Below are 17,653 nucleotides of genomic sequence, written 5' to 3'. Positions count from 1 at the left end.
TACGCACCGGGGCAAAGGGCGCATACCCGCGCATCTTTCCCCGATCCCGAGTCGCTCCCGATGTCCTCACCCTATGCCCGTCCCGGGTTCTACGATGAGGCGCTCGCCAAGGGCCGCCACCGCGACATCGTGGGCGGCCGCTGGGACGAGACGGGCCGCGCGCAGATGGCGGCGCTCATGGATCACGGGTTGCGGCCCGATCATGTGCTTCTCGATATCGGCGCGGGCGCGTTGCGGCTTGGCTGCAAGGCGGTGCCCTATCTGGAGCCGGGCCATTACTGGGGTACGGATGCCTCGCGCGCTCTGATGCTGGCGGGCTATGCGGCGGAGCTGGATGCCCGCGAGCGTCTCGATCCTGTGCAGCTGGTGGAGGATGCGGATTTCACCTTCGCGGGTGTGTCCGACACGATCACCCATGCCATCGCCTTCGGCGTATTCCCGCATCTTGAGAGCGACGCAATTGCACTCTGTCTCAATGGGTTGCGGCGCTTTCCTCAGCTGGAATGCGTGCTGCTTACGGTGTTCCTCGCCCCCGACGAGGCGACCAGCCACCGCCAGAAGGACGGTGTCGTCACCCACGCAGGTCGCGCGCCCTATCACCTCTCGGAAGCGGCGCTCTACGCAATGGCGGACGCATCAGGCTGGAGCCTCAACCGCGACGACCGGATGCTGCCGCGCGGACAGGTGATGTTCCGCGCGGAGCCCCTCAGGCCTTCGCCTTCTTCGCCTCGATAACCTTCTCGGCGAGATCGCGGGCAATCGCGAAGGCGCCCTTGATCTTGTCCTTGTCGTTCTTCCAGTCGCGGCGAATGACCAGCTTGTTGTCCTTCACCTTGGCCAGATCGCGCTGCGCGGTGAGGAATTCCACGAGACCCTGCGGGTTCGGGAATTTGTCGTTGTGGAACTGGACGGTCGCGCCTTTCGGACCGGCATCGAGTTTGGCGATCATCGCGCGTTTGCACATCGCCTTGATCCGCACGACCAGCAGCAGCGTGTTGACCTCTTTCGGCAGTTCGCCGAAGCGGTCGATCAGCTCGGCGGCGAAGCCTTCCAACTCGACCTTGGTGGTCAGGCTTGACAGGCGACGATAGAGGCCGAGGCGCACGTCGAGATCGGGGATGTAGCTGTCGGGGATCATCACGGGCACGCCGAGATTGATCTGCGGCGACCAGTCGCCATCCGCCGTCTCGGTCAGCTCGCCCGATTTCAGCTTCGAGATCGTCTCTTCCAGCATCGACTGATACAGCTCGTAGCCCACCTCGCGGATATGGCCGGACTGTTCCTCGCCCAGAAGGTTGCCCGCGCCGCGCAGGTCCAGATCCTGACTGGCGAGGTTGAACCCCGCCCCAAGGCTGTCGAGCGAGCCCAGCAGACGCAGCCGCTTCGAGGCCTGCGGCGTCAGCGGCATCCGCGGCTTCGTCGTCAGGTAGCAATAGGCGCGAGTCTTGGCGCGGCCCACCCGGCCCCGGATCTGGTAAAGCTGGCTCAGGCCGAACATATCGGCGCGGTGGATCACCATTGTGTTCGCGGTCGGAATGTCGAGGCCGCTTTCGACAATCGTGGTCGCCAGCAACACGTCGTATTTACCATCGTAAAACGCGTTCATCCGGTCGTCCAACTCGCCCGCCGCCATCTGCCCATGCGCCACGAGATATTTCACCTCGGGCACGTGGGTTTGCAGGAATTCCTCAATTTCGGGAAGATCGGAAATCCGCGGCACGACATAGAAGCTCTGCCCGCCCCGGTAATGCTCGCGCAGCAGCGCCTCGCGCACGGTGACGGTGTCAAATTCGCTGACATAGGTGCGGATCGCGAGCCGGTCGACGGGTGGCGTGCCGATGATCGACAAGTCGCGCACCCCGGTCAGCGAGAGTTGCAGCGTGCGCGGGATCGGCGTCGCGGTCAGCGTGAGCACATGGATTTCCGAGCGCATCTCTTTCAGGCGCTCTTTGTGCTGCACGCCGAAATGCTGCTCCTCGTCGATGACCAGCAGGCCGAGATTGGCGAATTTCACCGATTTCGCCAAGACCGCATGGGTGCCGATCACGATATCGACCGTGCCATCGCGCAGCCCCTCGCGGGTCTTCGTGGCCTCCTTGGCGGACACGAAACGGCTGAGCGGCTTCACGTTCAGCGCGGTACCCCGGAAGCGTTCGGCGAAGGTCTTGTAATGCTGGCGCGCGAGCAGGGTCGTCGGCGCGATCACTGCGACCTGCATGCCCGATTGCGCGGCGACGAAGGCCGCGCGCATCGCGACTTCGGTCTTGCCGAAGCCCACATCGCCCACGACGAGACGGTCCATCGGCGTGCCCGATTTCAGATCGTCCACGACATCCTCGATCGCGCTCATCTGATCGTCGGTCTCGGTATAGGGGAAGCGCGCGGCGAAGCTTTCCCACTCGTGATGCGGCGCTTCCAGAATGGGCGCGTTGCGCAGGTGGCGCTCGGCCGCGATCCGCATCAGCTTGTCGGCGATCTGGCGGATGCGTTCCTTCAGCTTGGCCTTCTTGGCCTGCCACGCGCCCCCGCCGAGCTTGTCGAGCAAGCCCTCCTCATGGCCGTAACGGCTGAGCAGTTCGATATTCTCGACCGGAAGATAGAGACGATCCCCGCCCGCATATTCCAAGAGAACGCATTCATGCGGCGCGCCAAGCGCCGTGACCGTCTCCAGCCCCTTGTAGCGGCCCACCCCGTGATCGACATGGACGACAAGATCGCCGGGCGACAGCGTCGTGTGTTCGGTCAGGAAATTCTCGGCCTTGCGCTTGCGCCGCGGCTTCGAGACGAGCCGTTCGCCCAGCACGTCCTGCTCGGAGATCACGGTCATCCCGCCGCCATCGCGCGGGGCTTCGAACCCCTCGTCGAGCGGCCAGACGGTGAGGTTCACTCCCGGCCCGATCTCGCGCGCAGAGCCGATCAGCTTAGCGCCCATCAGCCCTTCGTCTTCCATAAGGCCTTTGAGGCGCTCACGTGCCCCCTCGGACCACGAGGCGATCACCACGGGCCCATCGGCCAAACGCGCTTGAACATGATCCTTCAAGGCACTGAACAGGCTAACGTTTTCGACCTTACGCTCGGGCGCGAAATTTCGCCCCACACGCCCGCCCGCGTTCAGGATTCCGGGTCCGGGCGGTGCCGGGATCACCTGCAGGCGCAGCACGCGAAGCGGTTTCAACACCGCCTCCCAACCCTCTGGGTTCAAATACAAAAGCTGCGGCGGAGCGGGTTTGTAGACCGAGTCCAGCCGGTCGCGCCGGGTCATCGCCTCGCGCCGCGTGTCGTACTGATCCGCGATCCCGTCCCACCGGCTTTCCTGCTGCGCAGCGATCTGGTCGTCGAGCATCACCGACGCGTCGGGCAGATAGTCGAATACCGTCTCGAGCTTTTCATGAAAGAAGCCCAGCCAATGCTCCATCCCCGCCTGTTTGCGCCCTGCCGAGACGGCCTCGTACAGCGGGTCTTCCGCGCCGCCCGAGCCGAATTCGATCCGGTAATTCTGCCGGAAGCGCGTGATCGCGGCCTCGTCGAGGATGACCTCTGAGACCGGCGCAAGCTCCACGCCTTTCAGCTTCTCGGTCGTGCGCTGGGTCACCGGGTCGAAGCCGCGCGCGTCGTCGAGCACATCGCCGAACAGGTCGAGCCGCACCGGGCCGCCCTCGCCGGGCGGGAAGATGTCTATGATGCCGCCGCGGATCGCGTAATCGCCGGGCTCGGAGACGGTCGAGGCCTGTGAGAAGCCCATTCGCACGAGGAATTCGCGCAACGCCTGCTCGTTGATCCGCTTGCCAACCTGCGCGGTGAAGCTCGCACCGGCCAGCACCTCGCGCGCGGGCACGCGCTGCATGGCAGCTGAGAGCGTCGTCAGCAGAACGAACGGCCCGGGCATGCCCGAGGCCAGCGCGGCCAACGTCGCCATGCGCGTGGCCGAGATATCGGCATTGGGCGAGACCCGGTCATAGGGCAGACAATCCCAAGCCGGGAAGTCCAGCACCGTCGCCTCGGGCGCAAAGAACGCAAGTGCCCCGCGCATGGCCGCCAGACGGCGATCGTCGCGCGCGACATGGATGACCGATTTGCCCTTCGCGAGCTCTTTGGCCAGCAAGGCGGCGTCGAACCCTTCCGGGGCGCCCGAGAGAAGAAAATGCTCCATAGCCAAGCGAGGTATCGGCCCTGCCGCCGGTGTCAAGTTGCTTCGCGCGTCAAACCAGCATCGAAGCGAGAAGGTTCTGATACATTCCCCAAAGCGCGCTCACGATGATCGCCACCACGCCGATCGCCTGCACGTTCACCCGGTGGCGCGAGAGCGCCTTGATTGCAAGCGTCGGATCATGCGCGAGCGCTGGGTCCGCGTCGAGTTTATGCGCCAGACGCAAGCTCAGGCCGAACACCCCCATCATCGGCACCAGCAGCAGCGCGAATGCCTGCGCCGTCTCCGAGCCATAGATGAAACCGGTGATCAGCAGAAAGCTCAGCATGAACGGGATGGTGATCGACATCGAGAATCCCGCATCGCGCCGGATCCGGTTAAGCCTGCGCGCGTTCAGCGCCGTCATCGCGGCGAGATCCTCGGCCGCCTCGCCGCCCTTGCGGCGCGCGCGGATCACCATGTCCCACGGCACGCCCAGCACCCAATGCGAGGCGGAGGACCAGACTGCGGCCAGCGCGATCCAATACCACAAGTTGGAAAAGCTGCGCAGGTCGATCAGCCGCGCGATCGTGTCGAAAACTTCCAAGCCCCTCGCCCTCGTTCTTCCGGGTCGTCGTGTCGCGGCCCCTCTCGTCGAGACATAGACCAGCCTCGGCCCGAGCGGAACCCCGCGCGGATCGGCCGCGCTTGCCTGTGGCGGCGATCCGTGGCACCCCTTTGGCCGAGCCAGAGGAGCCTGCCGATGAACCCGATCCTTCCGCCCTTCCCGCATACCCGTCTGCGCCGGATGCGCCGCACTGCAGCGCTTCGTGATCTCGCGCAGGAACACCGGTTGAGCGTGAAGGACATGATCTGGCCGATCTTCATCACCGACGTGCCGGGCGCGGATGTCGAGGTGCCTTCGATGCCGGGCGTCGTGCGCCGCACGCTCGAGGGCGCGGTGCGCGCCGCTGAAGAGGCCGCGAAGCTCGGCATCCCGGCGATCTGCCTCTTTCCCTATACCGATCCGGCGGTGAAGACCGAGGCCTGCGAAGAGGCCTGGAACCCCGAGAACATCACCAACCGGGTGATCCGTGCGATCAAGGCCGAGGTGCCCGAGATCGCGATCATGACCGATATCGCGCTCGATCCCTACAACGCCAACGGCCATGACGGGCTGGTGCGCGACGGGATCATTCTCAACGACGAAACCGTTGAATGTCTTGTCAAAATGGGGATCGCGCAGGCCGAGGCCGGGGCGGATATCCTCGGGCCCTCGGACATGATGGACGGGCGGATCACGGCGCTGCGCTCGGCGCTCGAAGCTGCGGGCCATGCCGATGTGACGATCCTCAGCTATGCCGCGAAATATGCCTCCGGCTTCTACGGGCCGTTCCGCGATGCGGTGGGTGCGACGGGTGCGCTCAAGGGCGACAAGAAGACCTACCAGATGAACCCGGGCAACTCCGACGAGGCGATCCGGCTGGTTGCGCGCGATCTCTCCGAGGGCGCGGATATGGTGATGGTGAAGCCCGGGATGCCCTATCTCGACATCTGCCACCGCGTGAAAGAGCAGTTCGGCGTGCCAACCTACGCCTATCAGGTGTCGGGTGAATACGCGATGATCATGGCGGCGGTGAAGAACGGCTGGCTCGACCATGAAAAGGTCATGCTCGAAAGCCTGATGAGCTTCCGCCGCGCGGGCTGCGATGGTGTGCTTACCTACTTCGCGCCGGAGGCCGCGAAACTGCTCGGTAACGGCTAAGCAGGGTCTTGCCACTTCAGCGTGAATGGGCTCAAGAATAAGTGACAAAGCGGGTTCCCTCGTCTATTAATTGTGCCAAGCGGTCGTAATAAGACCATTCAGCCCGGCGCGAGATCGGGCATATCGAGCGGAGCGACAGACATGACGAAACTTTCCAGACGGACCCTTCTGGCGATGGGCGGTGCGGGGCTCGGCCTTGCAGCCTGCGGCAACGGCGTGGGCAGTGCGGGCAGTGCCAAGCTGGACGCGCGGGTCGATGCGACCCGGAACTACCTTCTGACGAAATATCCCGGCACCCGCGATCTCGAGAACAAGTCGGTCGGCGTGCTTTGGATGCCTTTGATGACCGAAGCGGGTTTCGGCATCGGTGGCGCGTTCGGGCGCGGCGCACTGCGGATCAACAACGTGACCGTGGATTACTACTCGGCAGCGGCGGCGAGCTTCGGTCTGCAGATCGGGGCGCAGCAATATGCCCATGCCCTGTTCTTCATGACGCCCGAGGCGCTGGCGGGCTTCCGCCGCGGCGATGGCTGGCAGCTGGGCGCGGATGCGCGCTATGCGGTGCCTGATCAGGGCGGCGCGATTTCGGCCTCCACCCTGACCTCGACCGCGCCGATCATCGCGCTGGTCTTCGGCCAGGCCGGTCTGATGGCGGGTGCGACTCTTGCGGGCACGAAATACACCCGGATTATTCCGTAAGATCAGCCGCTTCGGCGGCTCTCTTCACCCAAGACATAAAGAAAGCCCCGCAGATCTCTGATCTTGCGGGGCTTTCTTCTTTTCTGGCTCTAAAAAGGATCAACCGCCGAGGATGATCCGCACATAATTCCGGGTCTCGCGATAGGGAGGAATGCCGTTATGTTTCGCGACGGCCTCCGGTCCGGCATTGTAAGCAGCGAGCGCCAGCCGCCAGCTTCCGAACCGGTTATACATCATCTTCAGGTAGCGCGCCCCGCCTTCGAGGTTCTGCGCCGGATCGCGCGGGTTCACGCCGAGTTTGCGTGCGGTAGCGGGCATCAGCTGCGCCAGCCCCATCGCGCCCTTGTGCGAGCGCGCCTGCGGGTTCCAACCGCTCTCCTGCTGCACAAGACGCAGGAACAGATCGGTCGGGATACCGTGACGCGAGGCCACCGATTTCGCGGTGCTCATATATTGGCCGCGATACTTGCCGTTGTAGCGCGGCACGTTCTCTACACTGGCGGTCTGAGTCAGCTTGCCCTTGGGCGTCAGCCGCGAGGAATGTTCATATTGCTGCGCGGCACGGGTATCGAGAATGTTGGTCTGGTTTCGGAAAAGCATCGCGCGGGATTTCGAAGAACTCCCCTGAAGCCGCAGCCCCTCTGCCTGGGCGCTCATTGGGCCCACCATCACCGTTGCCGCGGCAAGCGCCGCCAGCCCGAGAATTCCGATCGTTCTACGCATCGGCCCCCACCACTCACTGTCCACGTATTCTGGGGCAAACTATAGAGAAATCAGCGAAAAGTTAAAGCAAAACGCCAATCGCCTCGGCAACCTCCCGCCGATAAGCTGCCGTTGCGTCAGATTACGTGCGCCTGTTGCTTTTTCGCATCGGCCTTGATGGGGCCGTGAAACAGCTCCTCCACGAAGATCGAAACGAGCTGAGAGCGGCCGGACACGCCCGCCTTGCGATAGACCGAATTTAGATGGGATTTCACCGTGGCCTCGCTGGAGCCGCGGAAAGAGGCGGTCTCCGAAACCGAGAAGCCCTTGATGGTGAAGGCGGCGACATCGGCCTCTGCGGGGGTCAGCCCCCATTGGTCGAACTGCGCGCTCATCATCTCGGCCATTGCGCCTTGTGCAGCCCCGATCGTGCGGTCGGCATGCGCCTGACGTCGCAACAGCGCCCAAAGCACGGCGGCCTCGACAACGATCCCCGCGATCAGGCCGAGATTGGCGAAAAGCTCCATGTTGAGATGCAGGGAGAGGCGCCCGGCCTCGCGGAAGTCGTCGAACACGTCGGCTACGAAGAGCGATGTGCAGGCGGCTTGGAAAATGATGAGGGCGACCAATGCGCCCTCTTTCGTCCAGATTGAGACTCGCTCTCGCGAAACCGCCATCGGCGCTTACCCTCTGTTGCCGCGGAACACCTTCTTACCGGTGATCATCGCGCGCGCAAGGTTCACGCGCAACCGGCGGCTTTCGAAGACGACGGCAGCGATATGGGCGGCGATCGAGACTTCGGCCCAGTTGACGGCGAGTTCATGCACTTCCTGAGGCCATTTCACGCCCCAATAGGCATCAGTGGTCATCAACCAGCCCGATCCCGCAATGACGAGAAGCGTGATCAAAAGGTTGTAAATCATCAGCGCCCCGAGCGGCGAATGGCCCAGATGTGCGTGCCGCCTTCCCGTCGCCATATCGCGCAGCTGCGTCAGCGCGCCGGTGGGCGATGGCGGGAAGTCCTTGAACTTCGCGTGACGGGTGCCGAACAGACCCCAGAGGATCCGCGCGGTCACGAGCCCCGCGACCGTGTAGCCGATCCAGTGGTGCAGATCGTGCTTCGGCGAGGTGAAGAACGCATTGGCGGTGAAGAGGCCCGCAATGGACCAGTGGAACACCCGGATGAACGGGTCCCATACGCTATGCGCACCGACGGGCGGCGGTTCTGCGTGAGACGTCTCCTGCGACGGAAGATCGGTAAAGCTCGCGTCTTCGATGGCCATGATCGGGCCCTCCTGCTGCTTCTGGAAAGACTGGCGTGAGGAAGACGGGCCGGATCATACCGGCCCGTCGAAAAGGCGCTGACGATTAGTTGTCGCCCGAGCGCTTCACCTGCTTGAGGTTGGAATCGAAGTAGAGTTGGGCGCGCTTGCCGTCCTTCATCGCGTAGACTTCGATATAGCCGTCTTCCATTTCCATCCGGCGCACGTCGTAGCCCTGATTTTTCAGCTCGGCGGAAAGCTTCTGCTCTTTCGCCGGGGCTACGGCACCTTCGCCACCTTCTGCGAGAGCGGGGAGAGTGGAGGCTGCGGCAATCGTGGCGCTCGCGGCGATCAGCATCAGGTATTTCATGGGGTATCTCCTCATGGGATGTGGGGTTGCTCGACCGGATCGGGTGGGGTTCGTCCCCGTGTGCCGTCCGGCTCGTCCAGACCTGTGGCAAACCCACGGCGCCATCTATCGGCACAAGGTTGGAAATCCGGGGCCGAAATCGCTCTCAAACCAAAGATGCACGCGGGATTTCGCCGCTTTCCGTCACGGTTGAGCGAAGCTTCGCCCCTAGGCTCCAGCGGGGCTCTGCTCTATACCCTTTGGGACCAATTCTAGAATCGCGAGGCGGAGGCAATATGGCAGGCAGCGTCAACAAGGTCATTCTGATCGGCAATCTGGGCCGAGACCCGGAGGTGCGGACCTTCTCGAACGGCGGCAAGGTGTGCAACCTGCGCATCGCCACCTCCGAGACGTGGCGCGACCGCAATACCGGCGAGCGCAAGGAGCGCACCGAATGGCATTCGGTCGCGATCTTCTCGGAGCCGCTGGCGAAAGTCGCAGAGCAATATCTGCGCAAAGGTTCGAAGGTCTATATCGAGGGCCAGCTCGAAACCCGCAAATGGCAGGACCAGAACGGTCAGGACCGCTACTCGACCGAAGTCGTGCTGCGCCCCTATCGCAGCGAACTGACCATGCTCGACGGGCCTGGCGGCTCGGGCGGCGGTCAAGGCGGCGGTGGCGGTGGCTACGGCGGCCCGTCCTCGGGTGGCGGCGGCTACGATGATGGCGGCGGCTATGGCGGCCCGTCCTCGGGCGGCTCCGGTGGCCGCTCGGATTTCGACGACGAAATCCCGTTCTGAGTTCGAAACAAGAAAGGCCCCCGGTTCGGGGGCCTTTGCTTTTGTAGCGATCTGGGTCGGGGCTAGTGGCGCGCTTGCGCCCTGCCCTTTACTTCTGGGCCGTCTCGCCGCTCAGCAGAGGGCGCAGATCCGAGGCGATCACGCGCTCGGTCAGCGGACCGGCGAAGCGATAGAGCACCTTGCCCGTGCCATCGATCACGAAGGTCTCGGGCACGCCGTAGACGCCCCAGTTCAGCGCCATCTTGCCGTTCGGATCGGCGCCGAGTTCGGCGAACGGGTTGCCCATCTCGCTCAGGAAGCCCTGCGCTTTGACGGGCTTGTCCTTGTAATTGACCCCGTAGATCGGAATCCCCTCATCGGCAAGCGCTTCGAGATTGGGATGCTCCACCCGGCACGGCGCGCACCACGAGGCCCAGAAATTCACCAGCTTGACCTTACCGTCCTTCAGGTCGGCATCGGTGAAGGGTTGGAAATCGCCCAGCGGTTCAAGCTGTACCGGCGGCGCGGGCTTGCCTGCGAAAGCGGTCGGCAGCTGCGTCGGGTCCTCGCGCGTCATCCCCCAGATGAACACGCCCGCAAGCCCCGCGAAGATCAGCGGCGGCAACAGCATCAGCGGCTTAACCATGTGCGCCCCCTTTCCGGCGGGCCTCGGCCTCGGCCAATTGACGTTTCACCTTCGCGCCACGCATCAACGAGACGACGATGATCAGCACCAGCAGCACGACCGTCGAGGCCCAGGCGATGTTGACGGTTTCGGTGTAGGATTTGGTGGACGGGTCCACGAGGACGACGCCGCCCTCGGTGACGGTGCCGCCTTGCTCGGTCGTATCACTCATGCCATGCGCTCACGTTGCTGGATGGCGCCCAGACGGCGCGCGCGGACCTCGGTGCGGGTGCGGATCAGCACCAGCGCGAGGAAGAAGAAGATGAACCCGGCCATGCACAGAAGCAGCGGGAACCAGTAGACATCGGCGATGTGCTGCTCGGAATCCATCGAGAGCGTCGCGCCCTGATGCAGCCCCTGGTTCCAGAAATTCGCCGCATAGCGCGAGAGCACCGCAAACACCCCGCCGACGAGGCTGAGCACGCCGGTCAGATCGGCGGCCGTGTCGGGGTTCTCGACCGCAGCCCAGAGCGCGATATAGCCGAGGTAGAACAGGAACAGGATCAGGAACGAGGTCAGTCGCGGATCCCATTCCCACCAGGTGCCCCACATCGGCTGGCCCCAGACCGCGCCGGTGATCAGCGCGATCAGCGTCATCACCGCGCCGATGGGCGCCGCGGCCTTCGCGGCCAGCGCCGAGACATGGTGGCGACGGATCAGCCAGATCAGCGAGGTCACGACCATCATCACCCAGATGTTAATCGCCATCATCGCGGCGGGGACATGGACATAGATCACCTTCACCGAGCCGCCGAAATTCTCGGCAGCCGGGACGAAGAAATAGCCCCAGACCAGCCCGACGATCAGCGTGATCGCGGCAACTCCCACCGTCCAGGGCAGGATCTTGTCCGTGGTCTTCATGAATTTGACGGGGTTGGCGTATTCCCAGATCGACATCTTGTTGTTCTGCTCACCTTCTGGCCAGGTTGGCTCTGTGTATCACGGCTCTTCCTATCACGGCGCGCGCATGGGTTGCGCTAGCGCAGATTGACGCGGATCGCGGCGGCCGAGGCGAAGGGCACCAGCGCGACCGTCGCCGCCGTGATCCCGGCCAGCATCAGAAGCGGTGTCTCAGTGTTCATCCCCTCGGCGCCACGGCGCACGAGCTCCGCCCCGAAGATGAGGGTCGGCACATAGAATGGCAAGACCAGCAGCGACAACAAAAGACCGCCGCGCTTCAGCCCGACCGTCAGCGCGGCCCCGAATGTGCCCAGAACCGAGAGCGCAGGCGTGCCCAGAAGAAGCGAGATCACCATCCAGACATGTGCGCCCTGCGGCAGATGCAGCAAGATCCCGAACACGGGCGCTGCGACCACGAGCGGCAGCCCCGTGGTGATCCAATGCGCGAGCGCCTTGATCGACACGACCCCTTCGAGCGGCACCGGCGCGGTGACCAGCAGATCGAGCGAGCCATCCTCGTAATCGAGCGCGAAAATCCGGTCGAGCGAGAGCAGGCAGGCCAGAAGCGCGCCGACCCACAGGATGCCCGGCGCGATCCGCGCGAGGATTTTCCCCTCGGGACCGACGCCGAACGGGACCAGCGTCACCACGATCAGGAAGAAGGCCAGCCCGAGGCCGAAGCCACCGCCGGCGCGCACGGCGAGGCGCAGGTCTCGCATGAGAAGTGCGATCATGCCCGGCCTCCTTCTGACGCCAAGGGGGCGCTGCCCCCTTCGCGGCTGCGCCGCTCATCCCCCGGGATATTTCCGCCAATCCGAAACAGCGCGTAGCTGCTTTCGGCTTGGTCCAAATATCCCCGCCGGAGGCTCCCGACCGCGCCGATTGCGCGCCGCGCGATCATAGGAAAGCCTCGTCGAAAGCGCCCTGCATCCCGCCCTCTTCCGGCGTCTTGGCCTTGAAGGGCGTCAGGTCGAGAACCTTGGCCTCGTTCAGCCCGAGATCGATATGGGTCGCGATCAGCGCGGCCCCGCCGTTCGCCAGATGGCCGCGCACGGCCTCGGCGAAGAGCGCGACGGAGGCGGTGTCGAGCGACACCGTCGGCTCGTCCAGCACCCAGATCGGGCGGCCGGTCACCAGAAGCCGCGCGAGGCCGAGGCGGCGTTTCTGCCCGGCCGACAGGCTATGGGCGGGCCGCGTCTCGAGGCTTTGAAGGTTCATGCGTTTCAGCGCCGGTTCGATATCGTTCGTCGCATAGACCGAGGCCCAGAAGCCGAGATTCTCGCGCACCGTCAGCGTGGATTTCAGCCCGTCGGAATGGGCGGCGTAGGCCATGCTCTCGGGCGGCATCGAGACCGTCCCGGCCAGCGCCGGTTGCAGCCCGGCCAAGGTGCGCAGAAGCGTCGTCTTGCCGACCCCGTTGGGGCCGCGCAGCACCAGCGCATGGCCTGCGTCGAGCGAAAAGCTCAGGCCTTCCAGCACCGGAAGACCACCGCGCGACACCGCGAGCCCTTCGACCGACAGCATGCTCATTCAGGCGTCTCGGGCGCGGCAGGGTTTTCCGGCATCGCGATCAGAGCGCAGCCGACCCGGCGGCCTTCGGACAACAGCACGTTATAGGTGCGGGCCGCCGAGGGCGTGGCCATGCCCTCGCACATCAGGCCCTCGGCCTCCAGCTCGGCCACGAGACCCTTCGGCAGATGTGCGATCTCTTCGCCCGTGCCGATGAACAACACGTCGAGCTTGTCTGCCAGCGCGCGCAGCGCAGCGCGGTCGTCCAGACCGCCCCAGCTGCCCATCTCCTCGCCCGCGACCCAGATCGAGCCTCGCGTGACCTCTCCGGCCACGCGGAAGAAACCCGGCCCGTAGCCGTCGATCGGCAGCGAGGCTCCGAAATTGGCTTCAGTCAGTAGCGACATCCGTTTTGTCGAAGAACTTCTCCGAGGGGTCCTTCTTCTCCTTGTTGCGGTCGAGCCCGATGAACAGGACGATGTTCTTTGCGACATAGACCGAGGAATAGGTACCCACGATCACGCCCCAGGTCATCGCGAAGACGAAGTTGCGGATCACGTCGCCGCCCAGAACGAGCAGCGAAATCAGCGCCAGCAGCGTGGTGCCCGAGGTCATCACGGTACGCGACAGCGTCTCGTTGACCGAGAGGTTCATCACTTCGCGCAGCGGCATCTTCTTGTATTTCACGAGGTTCTCGCGAAGACGGTCGAAGACGACGACGGTATCGTTGATCGAATAGCCGAGGATCGTCAGCAGCGCCGCGATGATCGACAAGTCGAACTTAATCTGGAACAGCGCAAAGATCCCGACCGTAACGGTCACGTCATGGATCAGCGCGGCGACCGCGCCCACCGAGAACTGCCACTCAAAACGCAGCCAGATATAGACCAGGATCGCGGCCACGGCGGCCAGAACGGACCAGATCGCGGTCCAGATCAGCTCGCCCGAGACCTTGGGTCCAATCGACTCGGTCGCGACGATCTTGATGTCCTTGTTCACCGACTTCAGCGATTCCAGCACTTTGGCCTGGGTGTCGGGGCTGATCGCCTCCTGCCCGTCCTGCGCCTGAATGCGGATCGTGACGACCTTCTGATCGGCGCGGAAGTTCGGGTCATAGACCTGCGTGATCAGCACGTCGCCCAGATCGAGCGGCGCGATGGCCGAGCGGTAGGCGCCGATGTCGACCGGCTCGGTCTGATCGGCCTCGGTGCGGATCGTGGTGCCGCCGCGGAAGTCGATGCCGAGGTTCAGCCCCATCACGAGCACCAGCACGATCGAGGCCAGCACCATGAAGACGGAGAAACCGAAGGTCGCGACCTGATGTTTGAAGAAGTCGAAGTTGGTCTTCTCGGGGACCAGTTTCAGACGGAATGCCATGTCTCGATCTCCCTTACAGTACCAGTTCGCGGGGACGACGGCGCGCGAACCAGATGCTCACGAACAGCCGCGTCACCCAGATCGCGGTGAAGACCGAGGTGATGATCCCGATCAGGAAGGTGACGGCGAACCCGCGCACCGGGCCTGCGCCCAGTACGAAGAGGATCACCGCCGTGAGGAAGGTGGTTACGTTGGCGTCGACGATAGCGGACATCGCGCGCTCATAGCCGAGCTCGATCGCGCGGGCGGCTTTCGCCTTCTGCTGGTTGCGCAGCTCCTCGCGAATACGCTCGAACACGAGCACGTTTGCGTCGACCGCCGTGCCCATCGTCAGCACGATCCCTGCGATGCCCGGCAGCGTCAGCGTGCCGCCGATCACCGAGAGGATCGCGAAGATCAGCGCGATGTTGATCCCCAGTGCCAGCGAGGCGAAGACGCCGAATGTGCCGTAAGACGCGATCATGAAGACCACCACGAGCACCGCGCCCACGGCTGCGGCCATCTTGCCGGCCGCGATCGAATCCGCACCCAGTTCCGGGCCGATGGTCCGTTCTTCGAGGAAGGTCATCGAGGCGGGCAGCGCACCGGCGCGCAGCAGCAGCGCCAGATCGGTCGCCTCTTTCACCGTGAACCGGCCGGTGATGATGCCCGAACCGCCCGCGATATGCGATTGGATCGTGGGAGCCGAGATCACCTTGTTGTCGAGCACGATGGCGAAGGGCTTGCCGATATTGTTCTGCGTGTAGTCGCCGAAGGTGCGGGCCGCGCTCGCGTTGAAGCGGAAGGCCACCGCCGGATAGCCGTTCTGGTCGGTATCGGGGCGCGCATCCGTCAGGTCTTCGCCGGTCACGACCGGAAGGCTGTCGAGGATGTAATAGAGCCCCTTCTGATCGGCAGAAGGGAGGATTTCCTGATCGGAGCCCACCGCCTCGTTCGGGTTCGAGCTGGTGCCGATCACCGAGTTGAAGGTCAGTTTCGCCGTGGTGCCGATCAGCTGCTTGATCTCTTGTGCGGAGCTTGCGCCCGGCACCTGGATCAGGATGCGGTCGGAGCCTTCGCGCACGATCGTGGGTTCACGGGTGCCCGCGGCGTCGATCCGGCGGCGCACGATCTCCAGCGATTGCTGCATCGTGCGGTCGTCGGTCGCGGCCTTCTCGGCATCCGAGAGCTGGATGATCAGCTGGTTGTCTTGGGTCGTGATCGCGAGGGTTTTCTGCCCCACACCGGTCAGCGACGAGACCGGGTTGTTCAGCGTCTCGGCGATCTTCTGGGCTTCCGCGATCTGGTCGGCATTGCCGATCTGGATCCGCAGGACGCCCGGATCGGCGTTCAGACGACGGATCGAGCCGAGCGTACCGCGTTCGGCGGCCAGCGCCTTGCGGAACTCGGGCCAGAGCGCATCGACGCGCGCCTTGTAGACCTCATCGACATTGACCTCGGCCAGAAGCTGCGCGCCACCGCGCAGATCGAGGCCGAGATTGACGATGTCGGATGGCAGCCAATCGGGCCAGCCAGCCTGCGCGGCCTGCTGCTCGGGCGTCAGAGACTCGCCCTTCGCGGCGGCGGCAACGGCATCGTTATGCCCCTCCACCCGGTTGTAAAAGATGTTCGGCGCGGCAAAGACGACCCCGATCAAAATGATGATCAGGATCAGCACGCGCTTCCACAGCGAGATGTGCAACATGGGGGACGGGCCTTTTATGGCTTATTCAGAGGTCTTGGCGGGTTCGGTGCGCGAAACAACCTGCACGATGGTCGATTTCACAACGCGGACTTTGACGCCCTGCGCGATCTCGACCTCGACCTCGCCGTCTTCCTTGATATGGGTGACTTTGCCGAGAATACCGCCCTGGGTCACGACCTGATCACCGCGGCGCAGAGCCTCGAGCATCGCCTTGTGCTCCTTGGCTTTTTTCTGCTGCGGACGGATCAGCAGGAAATACATGATCACGAAGATCAGGATCAGGGGAAGGAACTGGCCGAACGCGGCGGCGGGGTTACTGGCGCCACCGGCGGCCTGCGCGAAAGCGGGGGTCACGAACATGATCTATGGTCCTTTGTCATGGGCCTTGGGGGCAGCAAGCCCCGGTTGTCGGCGCGCACCCTAGCCGTGGCCCTGAGGCTTGGCAAGGCGAAGCGGCCCCTGTGAACGCGTCCTCACGTCGCGGTGACGGGGCGAAAGGAAACGGGGCGCAGGCCCCCTGTCGCCAGAGGGCTGTGATCGGCAAGGAAAAAGGGGCTCTGCCCCCGCTCCTGCGGAGCGTCCCCGGGATATTTTCCCCAAGGGGAAGAGAGGCGGTTCAGCCTAGGGGCAAGGCGCGCTCGGCCAGACGGGCGAGGTAGGATGCGCCCACGGGCGCGGCCTCGTCGTTGAAATCGAAGCGCGGATGGTGGAGCCCCGCGCCCTCCCCGGTGCCCATAAAGAGATAGGCGCCGGGCCGGGCCGCCAGCATATATGCGAAATCCTCGGCCCCCATTTCGCGCGGAGCGTCAGTCACGACACGCTCGGGGCCTGCGATTTCGCTTGCAACTTCGGCGGCGAAGCCGGTTTCGTCGGGGTCGTTCACGGTGGGCGGGTAGCCGCGTTCGTATTCGATCTCGACGCTGACGCCATGCGCCGCGGCGATCCCTTCGCAGATCTCCCGCAGCCGTTTTTCCGCCAGATCACGGACGTCCGGCTCGAAGCAACGAATCGTCGCGGTGAGGAAGCCGCTTTCGGGGATGATGTTGAGCGCAGTGCCCGCGTGGATTTGGGTGACCGAGACCACGAGCGCATCGCCCGCGCCGACATTGCGCGACACAACCGTTTGCAGCGAGGTCACCATGGCCGAGAGCGCCGGGATCGGATCGATGCAGCCCTGCGGGGTCGCCGCATGGCCGCCGCGCCCCGTCACCGTCACACGCGCCTCGTCTACCGAGGCGAGATAGGGGCCGGGCGTGGTGTAGAAATGTCCGAACGGCAGCCCCGGCGCGTTATGGATCGCGAAGACGCGCGAGATGCCAAAGCGCTCCATCACGCCCGCATCGACCATCACCTCGGCTCCGCCGCCGTCTTCCTCGGCGGGCTGGAAGATCAGCGCTACGGTGCCTGCGAATTTCCGGGTCTCGGCTAGATAGGCCGCGGCGCCCAGAAGCATCGCCGTATGCCCGTCATGGCCGCATGCATGCATCTTGCCGGGCGTCTCGGAGGCGTACTCCGCATGGGTCTCTTCCGTGATCGGCAGCGCATCCATATCGGCGCGCAGGCCCACGGTCGGTCCCTCGCCCTGCCCTTTGATCAGCGCCACGATCCCGGTCTGGGCAATCCCTTCATGGATCTCATCCACCCCGATTTCGCGCAGTTTCGCGGCGACGAAACCCGAGGTCTGGTGCAGATCGAAACGCAGTTCGGGATGGCGATGCAGCCAGTGCCGCCATTCGGTCATTTGCGGGCCGAGATCGGCGATACGGTTGAGAACGGGCATAGTGGACTTCCCCTTGCGGGCTGGTTAGGCCAGAGG

General features: G+C 64.2%; 20 protein-coding genes. 4 read left to right on the top strand and 16 right to left on the bottom strand.

What is annotated here, in order from left to right; translation table 11 throughout:
• The first annotated feature begins 60 nt into the window (after positions 1-60).
• Positions 61-735, top strand: coding sequence for a class I SAM-dependent methyltransferase (locus tag BMI91_RS13265; RefSeq protein WP_078605332.1), 675 nt, complete (start codon positions 61-63; stop codon positions 733-735).
• Here the strand turns inward: BMI91_RS13265 and mfd are convergent.
• Complete coding sequence (mfd, locus tag BMI91_RS13260; RefSeq protein ID WP_078605330.1) at positions 707-4,150, bottom strand: transcription-repair coupling factor; 3,444 nt, start codon at positions 4,148-4,150, stop codon at positions 707-709. The genes BMI91_RS13265 and mfd overlap by 29 nt on opposite strands.
• Positions 4,151-4,199: 49 nt before the next feature.
• Positions 4,200-4,733, bottom strand: coding sequence for a hypothetical protein (locus BMI91_RS13255; protein WP_078605329.1), 534 nt, complete (start codon positions 4,731-4,733; stop codon positions 4,200-4,202).
• A 156-nt stretch (positions 4,734-4,889) separates the two neighbouring features.
• Here BMI91_RS13255 and hemB point away from each other — a divergent pair, with 156 nt between their 5' ends.
• Both hemB and BMI91_RS13245 read left to right on the top strand, forming a co-directional pair.
• Positions 4,890-5,891 carry a porphobilinogen synthase gene (hemB, locus tag BMI91_RS13250; protein ID WP_078540992.1) on the top strand — a complete coding sequence of 334 codons (1,002 nt, stop codon included), beginning with the start codon at positions 4,890-4,892 and terminating at the stop codon, positions 5,889-5,891.
• A gap of 141 nt (positions 5,892-6,032) precedes the next feature.
• Positions 6,033-6,590 carry a lipid-binding SYLF domain-containing protein gene (locus BMI91_RS13245; protein WP_078520647.1) on the top strand — a complete coding sequence of 186 codons (558 nt, stop codon included), beginning with the start codon at positions 6,033-6,035 and terminating at the stop codon, positions 6,588-6,590.
• Positions 6,591-6,689: 99 nt separating this feature from the next.
• On the opposite strand, the gene BMI91_RS13240 is transcribed toward BMI91_RS13245, so the two are convergent.
• From BMI91_RS13240 to BMI91_RS13225, 4 genes are all read right to left on the bottom strand, one after another.
• Complete coding sequence (locus tag BMI91_RS13240) at positions 6,690-7,313, bottom strand: lytic transglycosylase domain-containing protein (RefSeq protein WP_078540994.1); 624 nt, start codon at positions 7,311-7,313, stop codon at positions 6,690-6,692.
• A gap of 116 nt (positions 7,314-7,429) precedes the next feature.
• Positions 7,430-7,921: a helix-turn-helix transcriptional regulator gene (locus tag BMI91_RS13235; RefSeq protein WP_244176634.1), complete on the bottom strand. Its 492-nt coding sequence runs from the start codon at positions 7,919-7,921 to the stop codon at positions 7,430-7,432.
• Positions 7,922-7,975: 54 nt separating this feature from the next.
• Complete coding sequence (locus BMI91_RS13230) at positions 7,976-8,575, bottom strand: cytochrome b/b6 domain-containing protein (RefSeq protein ID WP_078605325.1); 600 nt, start codon at positions 8,573-8,575, stop codon at positions 7,976-7,978.
• Between the two features lie 85 nt (positions 8,576-8,660).
• Positions 8,661-8,924, bottom strand: a complete 264-nt coding sequence (locus tag BMI91_RS13225; protein ID WP_158522159.1) for a PepSY domain-containing protein — start codon at positions 8,922-8,924, stop codon at positions 8,661-8,663.
• Positions 8,925-9,199: 275 nt separating this feature from the next.
• Between BMI91_RS13225 and ssb the strand changes: the two genes are divergently transcribed.
• Positions 9,200-9,703, top strand: a complete 504-nt coding sequence (gene ssb / locus BMI91_RS13220) for a single-stranded DNA-binding protein (RefSeq protein ID WP_078605322.1) — start codon at positions 9,200-9,202, stop codon at positions 9,701-9,703.
• A gap of 88 nt (positions 9,704-9,791) precedes the next feature.
• Here ssb and BMI91_RS13215 read toward each other — a convergent pair whose 3' ends face one another.
• The 10 genes from BMI91_RS13215 to BMI91_RS13170 all read right to left on the bottom strand — a co-directional run bounded on the left by BMI91_RS13215 (position 9,792) and on the right by BMI91_RS13170 (position 17,617).
• On the bottom strand, positions 9,792-10,328 hold the full coding sequence (locus BMI91_RS13215; RefSeq protein ID WP_093477128.1) for a DsbE family thiol:disulfide interchange protein: 537 nt from the start codon (positions 10,326-10,328) through the stop codon (positions 9,792-9,794).
• Positions 10,321-10,539, bottom strand: coding sequence for a heme exporter protein CcmD (gene ccmD, locus BMI91_RS13210; RefSeq protein ID WP_078520640.1), 219 nt, complete (start codon positions 10,537-10,539; stop codon positions 10,321-10,323). The genes BMI91_RS13215 and ccmD overlap by 8 nt, the downstream gene beginning before the upstream one ends.
• A complete protein-coding gene (locus BMI91_RS13205) occupies positions 10,536-11,264 on the bottom strand; it encodes a heme ABC transporter permease (RefSeq protein WP_078605320.1) in 729 nt (242 codons plus the stop codon). The genes ccmD and BMI91_RS13205 overlap by 4 nt, the downstream gene beginning before the upstream one ends.
• An 80-nt stretch (positions 11,265-11,344) precedes the next feature.
• A complete protein-coding gene (ccmB, locus tag BMI91_RS13200; RefSeq protein ID WP_078550436.1) occupies positions 11,345-12,001 on the bottom strand; it encodes a heme exporter protein CcmB in 657 nt (218 codons plus the stop codon).
• 163 nt (positions 12,002-12,164) lie between these two features.
• A complete protein-coding gene (gene ccmA / locus BMI91_RS13195) occupies positions 12,165-12,797 on the bottom strand; it encodes a heme ABC exporter ATP-binding protein CcmA (RefSeq protein WP_078605318.1) in 633 nt (210 codons plus the stop codon).
• Positions 12,794-13,183, bottom strand: a complete 390-nt coding sequence (locus BMI91_RS13190; RefSeq protein WP_078605317.1) for an Mth938-like domain-containing protein — start codon at positions 13,181-13,183, stop codon at positions 12,794-12,796. The genes ccmA and BMI91_RS13190 overlap by 4 nt, the downstream gene beginning before the upstream one ends.
• Positions 13,167-14,153 carry a protein translocase subunit SecF gene (gene secF, locus BMI91_RS13185; RefSeq protein WP_078541011.1) on the bottom strand — a complete coding sequence of 329 codons (987 nt, stop codon included), beginning with the start codon at positions 14,151-14,153 and terminating at the stop codon, positions 13,167-13,169. Before secF ends, BMI91_RS13190 begins: the two co-directional genes overlap by 17 nt.
• Positions 14,154-14,166: 13 nt before the next feature.
• On the bottom strand, positions 14,167-15,837 hold the full coding sequence (gene secD / locus BMI91_RS13180; protein WP_078605315.1) for a protein translocase subunit SecD: 1,671 nt from the start codon (positions 15,835-15,837) through the stop codon (positions 14,167-14,169).
• A 21-nt stretch (positions 15,838-15,858) separates the two neighbouring features.
• Positions 15,859-16,197: a preprotein translocase subunit YajC gene (yajC, locus tag BMI91_RS13175; RefSeq protein ID WP_078520633.1), complete on the bottom strand. Its 339-nt coding sequence runs from the start codon at positions 16,195-16,197 to the stop codon at positions 15,859-15,861.
• A 256-nt stretch (positions 16,198-16,453) separates the two neighbouring features.
• Positions 16,454-17,617 carry a M20 aminoacylase family protein gene (locus BMI91_RS13170; RefSeq protein WP_078605312.1) on the bottom strand — a complete coding sequence of 388 codons (1,164 nt, stop codon included), beginning with the start codon at positions 17,615-17,617 and terminating at the stop codon, positions 16,454-16,456.
• Between the last annotated feature and the right edge of the window lie 36 nt (positions 17,618-17,653).

This window comes from Thioclava sediminum, assembly GCF_002020355.1.
Lineage (GTDB): Bacteria > Pseudomonadota > Alphaproteobacteria > Rhodobacterales > Rhodobacteraceae > Thioclava > Thioclava sediminum.
Note: the sequence above shows the minus strand (reverse complement) of the source record. Positions and strands in the feature narration are given on the sequence as shown.

What these genes read in the sequence shown, in the direction of transcription:
- BMI91_RS13265 (WP_078605332.1), top strand. Translation starts at nt 61, where the DNA reads ATGTCCTCACCCTATGCCCGTCCCGGGTTCTACGATGAGGCGCTCGCC.
- ssb (WP_078605322.1), top strand. Translation starts at nt 9,200, where the DNA reads ATGGCAGGCAGCGTCAACAAGGTCATTCTGATCGGCAATCTGGGCCGA.
- mfd (WP_078605330.1), bottom strand. Translation starts at nt 4,150, where the DNA reads ATGGAGCATTTTCTTCTCTCGGGCGCCCCGGAAGGGTTCGACGCCGCC.
- secF (WP_078541011.1), bottom strand. Translation starts at nt 14,153, where the DNA reads ATGGCATTCCGTCTGAAACTGGTCCCCGAGAAGACCAACTTCGACTTC.
- secD (WP_078605315.1), bottom strand. Translation starts at nt 15,837, where the DNA reads ATGTTGCACATCTCGCTGTGGAAGCGCGTGCTGATCCTGATCATCATT.
- hemB (WP_078540992.1), top strand. Translation starts at nt 4,890, where the DNA reads ATGAACCCGATCCTTCCGCCCTTCCCGCATACCCGTCTGCGCCGGATG.
- yajC (WP_078520633.1), bottom strand. Translation starts at nt 16,197, where the DNA reads ATGTTCGTGACCCCCGCTTTCGCGCAGGCCGCCGGTGGCGCCAGTAAC.
- ccmD (WP_078520640.1), bottom strand. Translation starts at nt 10,539, where the DNA reads ATGAGTGATACGACCGAGCAAGGCGGCACCGTCACCGAGGGCGGCGTC.
- BMI91_RS13170 (WP_078605312.1), bottom strand. Translation starts at nt 17,617, where the DNA reads ATGCCCGTTCTCAACCGTATCGCCGATCTCGGCCCGCAAATGACCGAA.
- BMI91_RS13205 (WP_078605320.1), bottom strand. Translation starts at nt 11,264, where the DNA reads ATGTCGATCTGGGAATACGCCAACCCCGTCAAATTCATGAAGACCACG.
- BMI91_RS13245 (WP_078520647.1), top strand. Translation starts at nt 6,033, where the DNA reads ATGACGAAACTTTCCAGACGGACCCTTCTGGCGATGGGCGGTGCGGGG.
- BMI91_RS13190 (WP_078605317.1), bottom strand. Translation starts at nt 13,183, where the DNA reads ATGTCGCTACTGACTGAAGCCAATTTCGGAGCCTCGCTGCCGATCGAC.
- BMI91_RS13225 (WP_158522159.1), bottom strand. Translation starts at nt 8,924, where the DNA reads ATGAAATACCTGATGCTGATCGCCGCGAGCGCCACGATTGCCGCAGCC.
- ccmA (WP_078605318.1), bottom strand. Translation starts at nt 12,797, where the DNA reads ATGAGCATGCTGTCGGTCGAAGGGCTCGCGGTGTCGCGCGGTGGTCTT.
- BMI91_RS13230 (WP_078605325.1), bottom strand. Translation starts at nt 8,575, where the DNA reads ATGGCCATCGAAGACGCGAGCTTTACCGATCTTCCGTCGCAGGAGACG.
- BMI91_RS13240 (WP_078540994.1), bottom strand. Translation starts at nt 7,313, where the DNA reads ATGCGTAGAACGATCGGAATTCTCGGGCTGGCGGCGCTTGCCGCGGCA.
- BMI91_RS13215 (WP_093477128.1), bottom strand. Translation starts at nt 10,328, where the DNA reads ATGGTTAAGCCGCTGATGCTGTTGCCGCCGCTGATCTTCGCGGGGCTT.
- ccmB (WP_078550436.1), bottom strand. Translation starts at nt 12,001, where the DNA reads ATGATCGCACTTCTCATGCGAGACCTGCGCCTCGCCGTGCGCGCCGGC.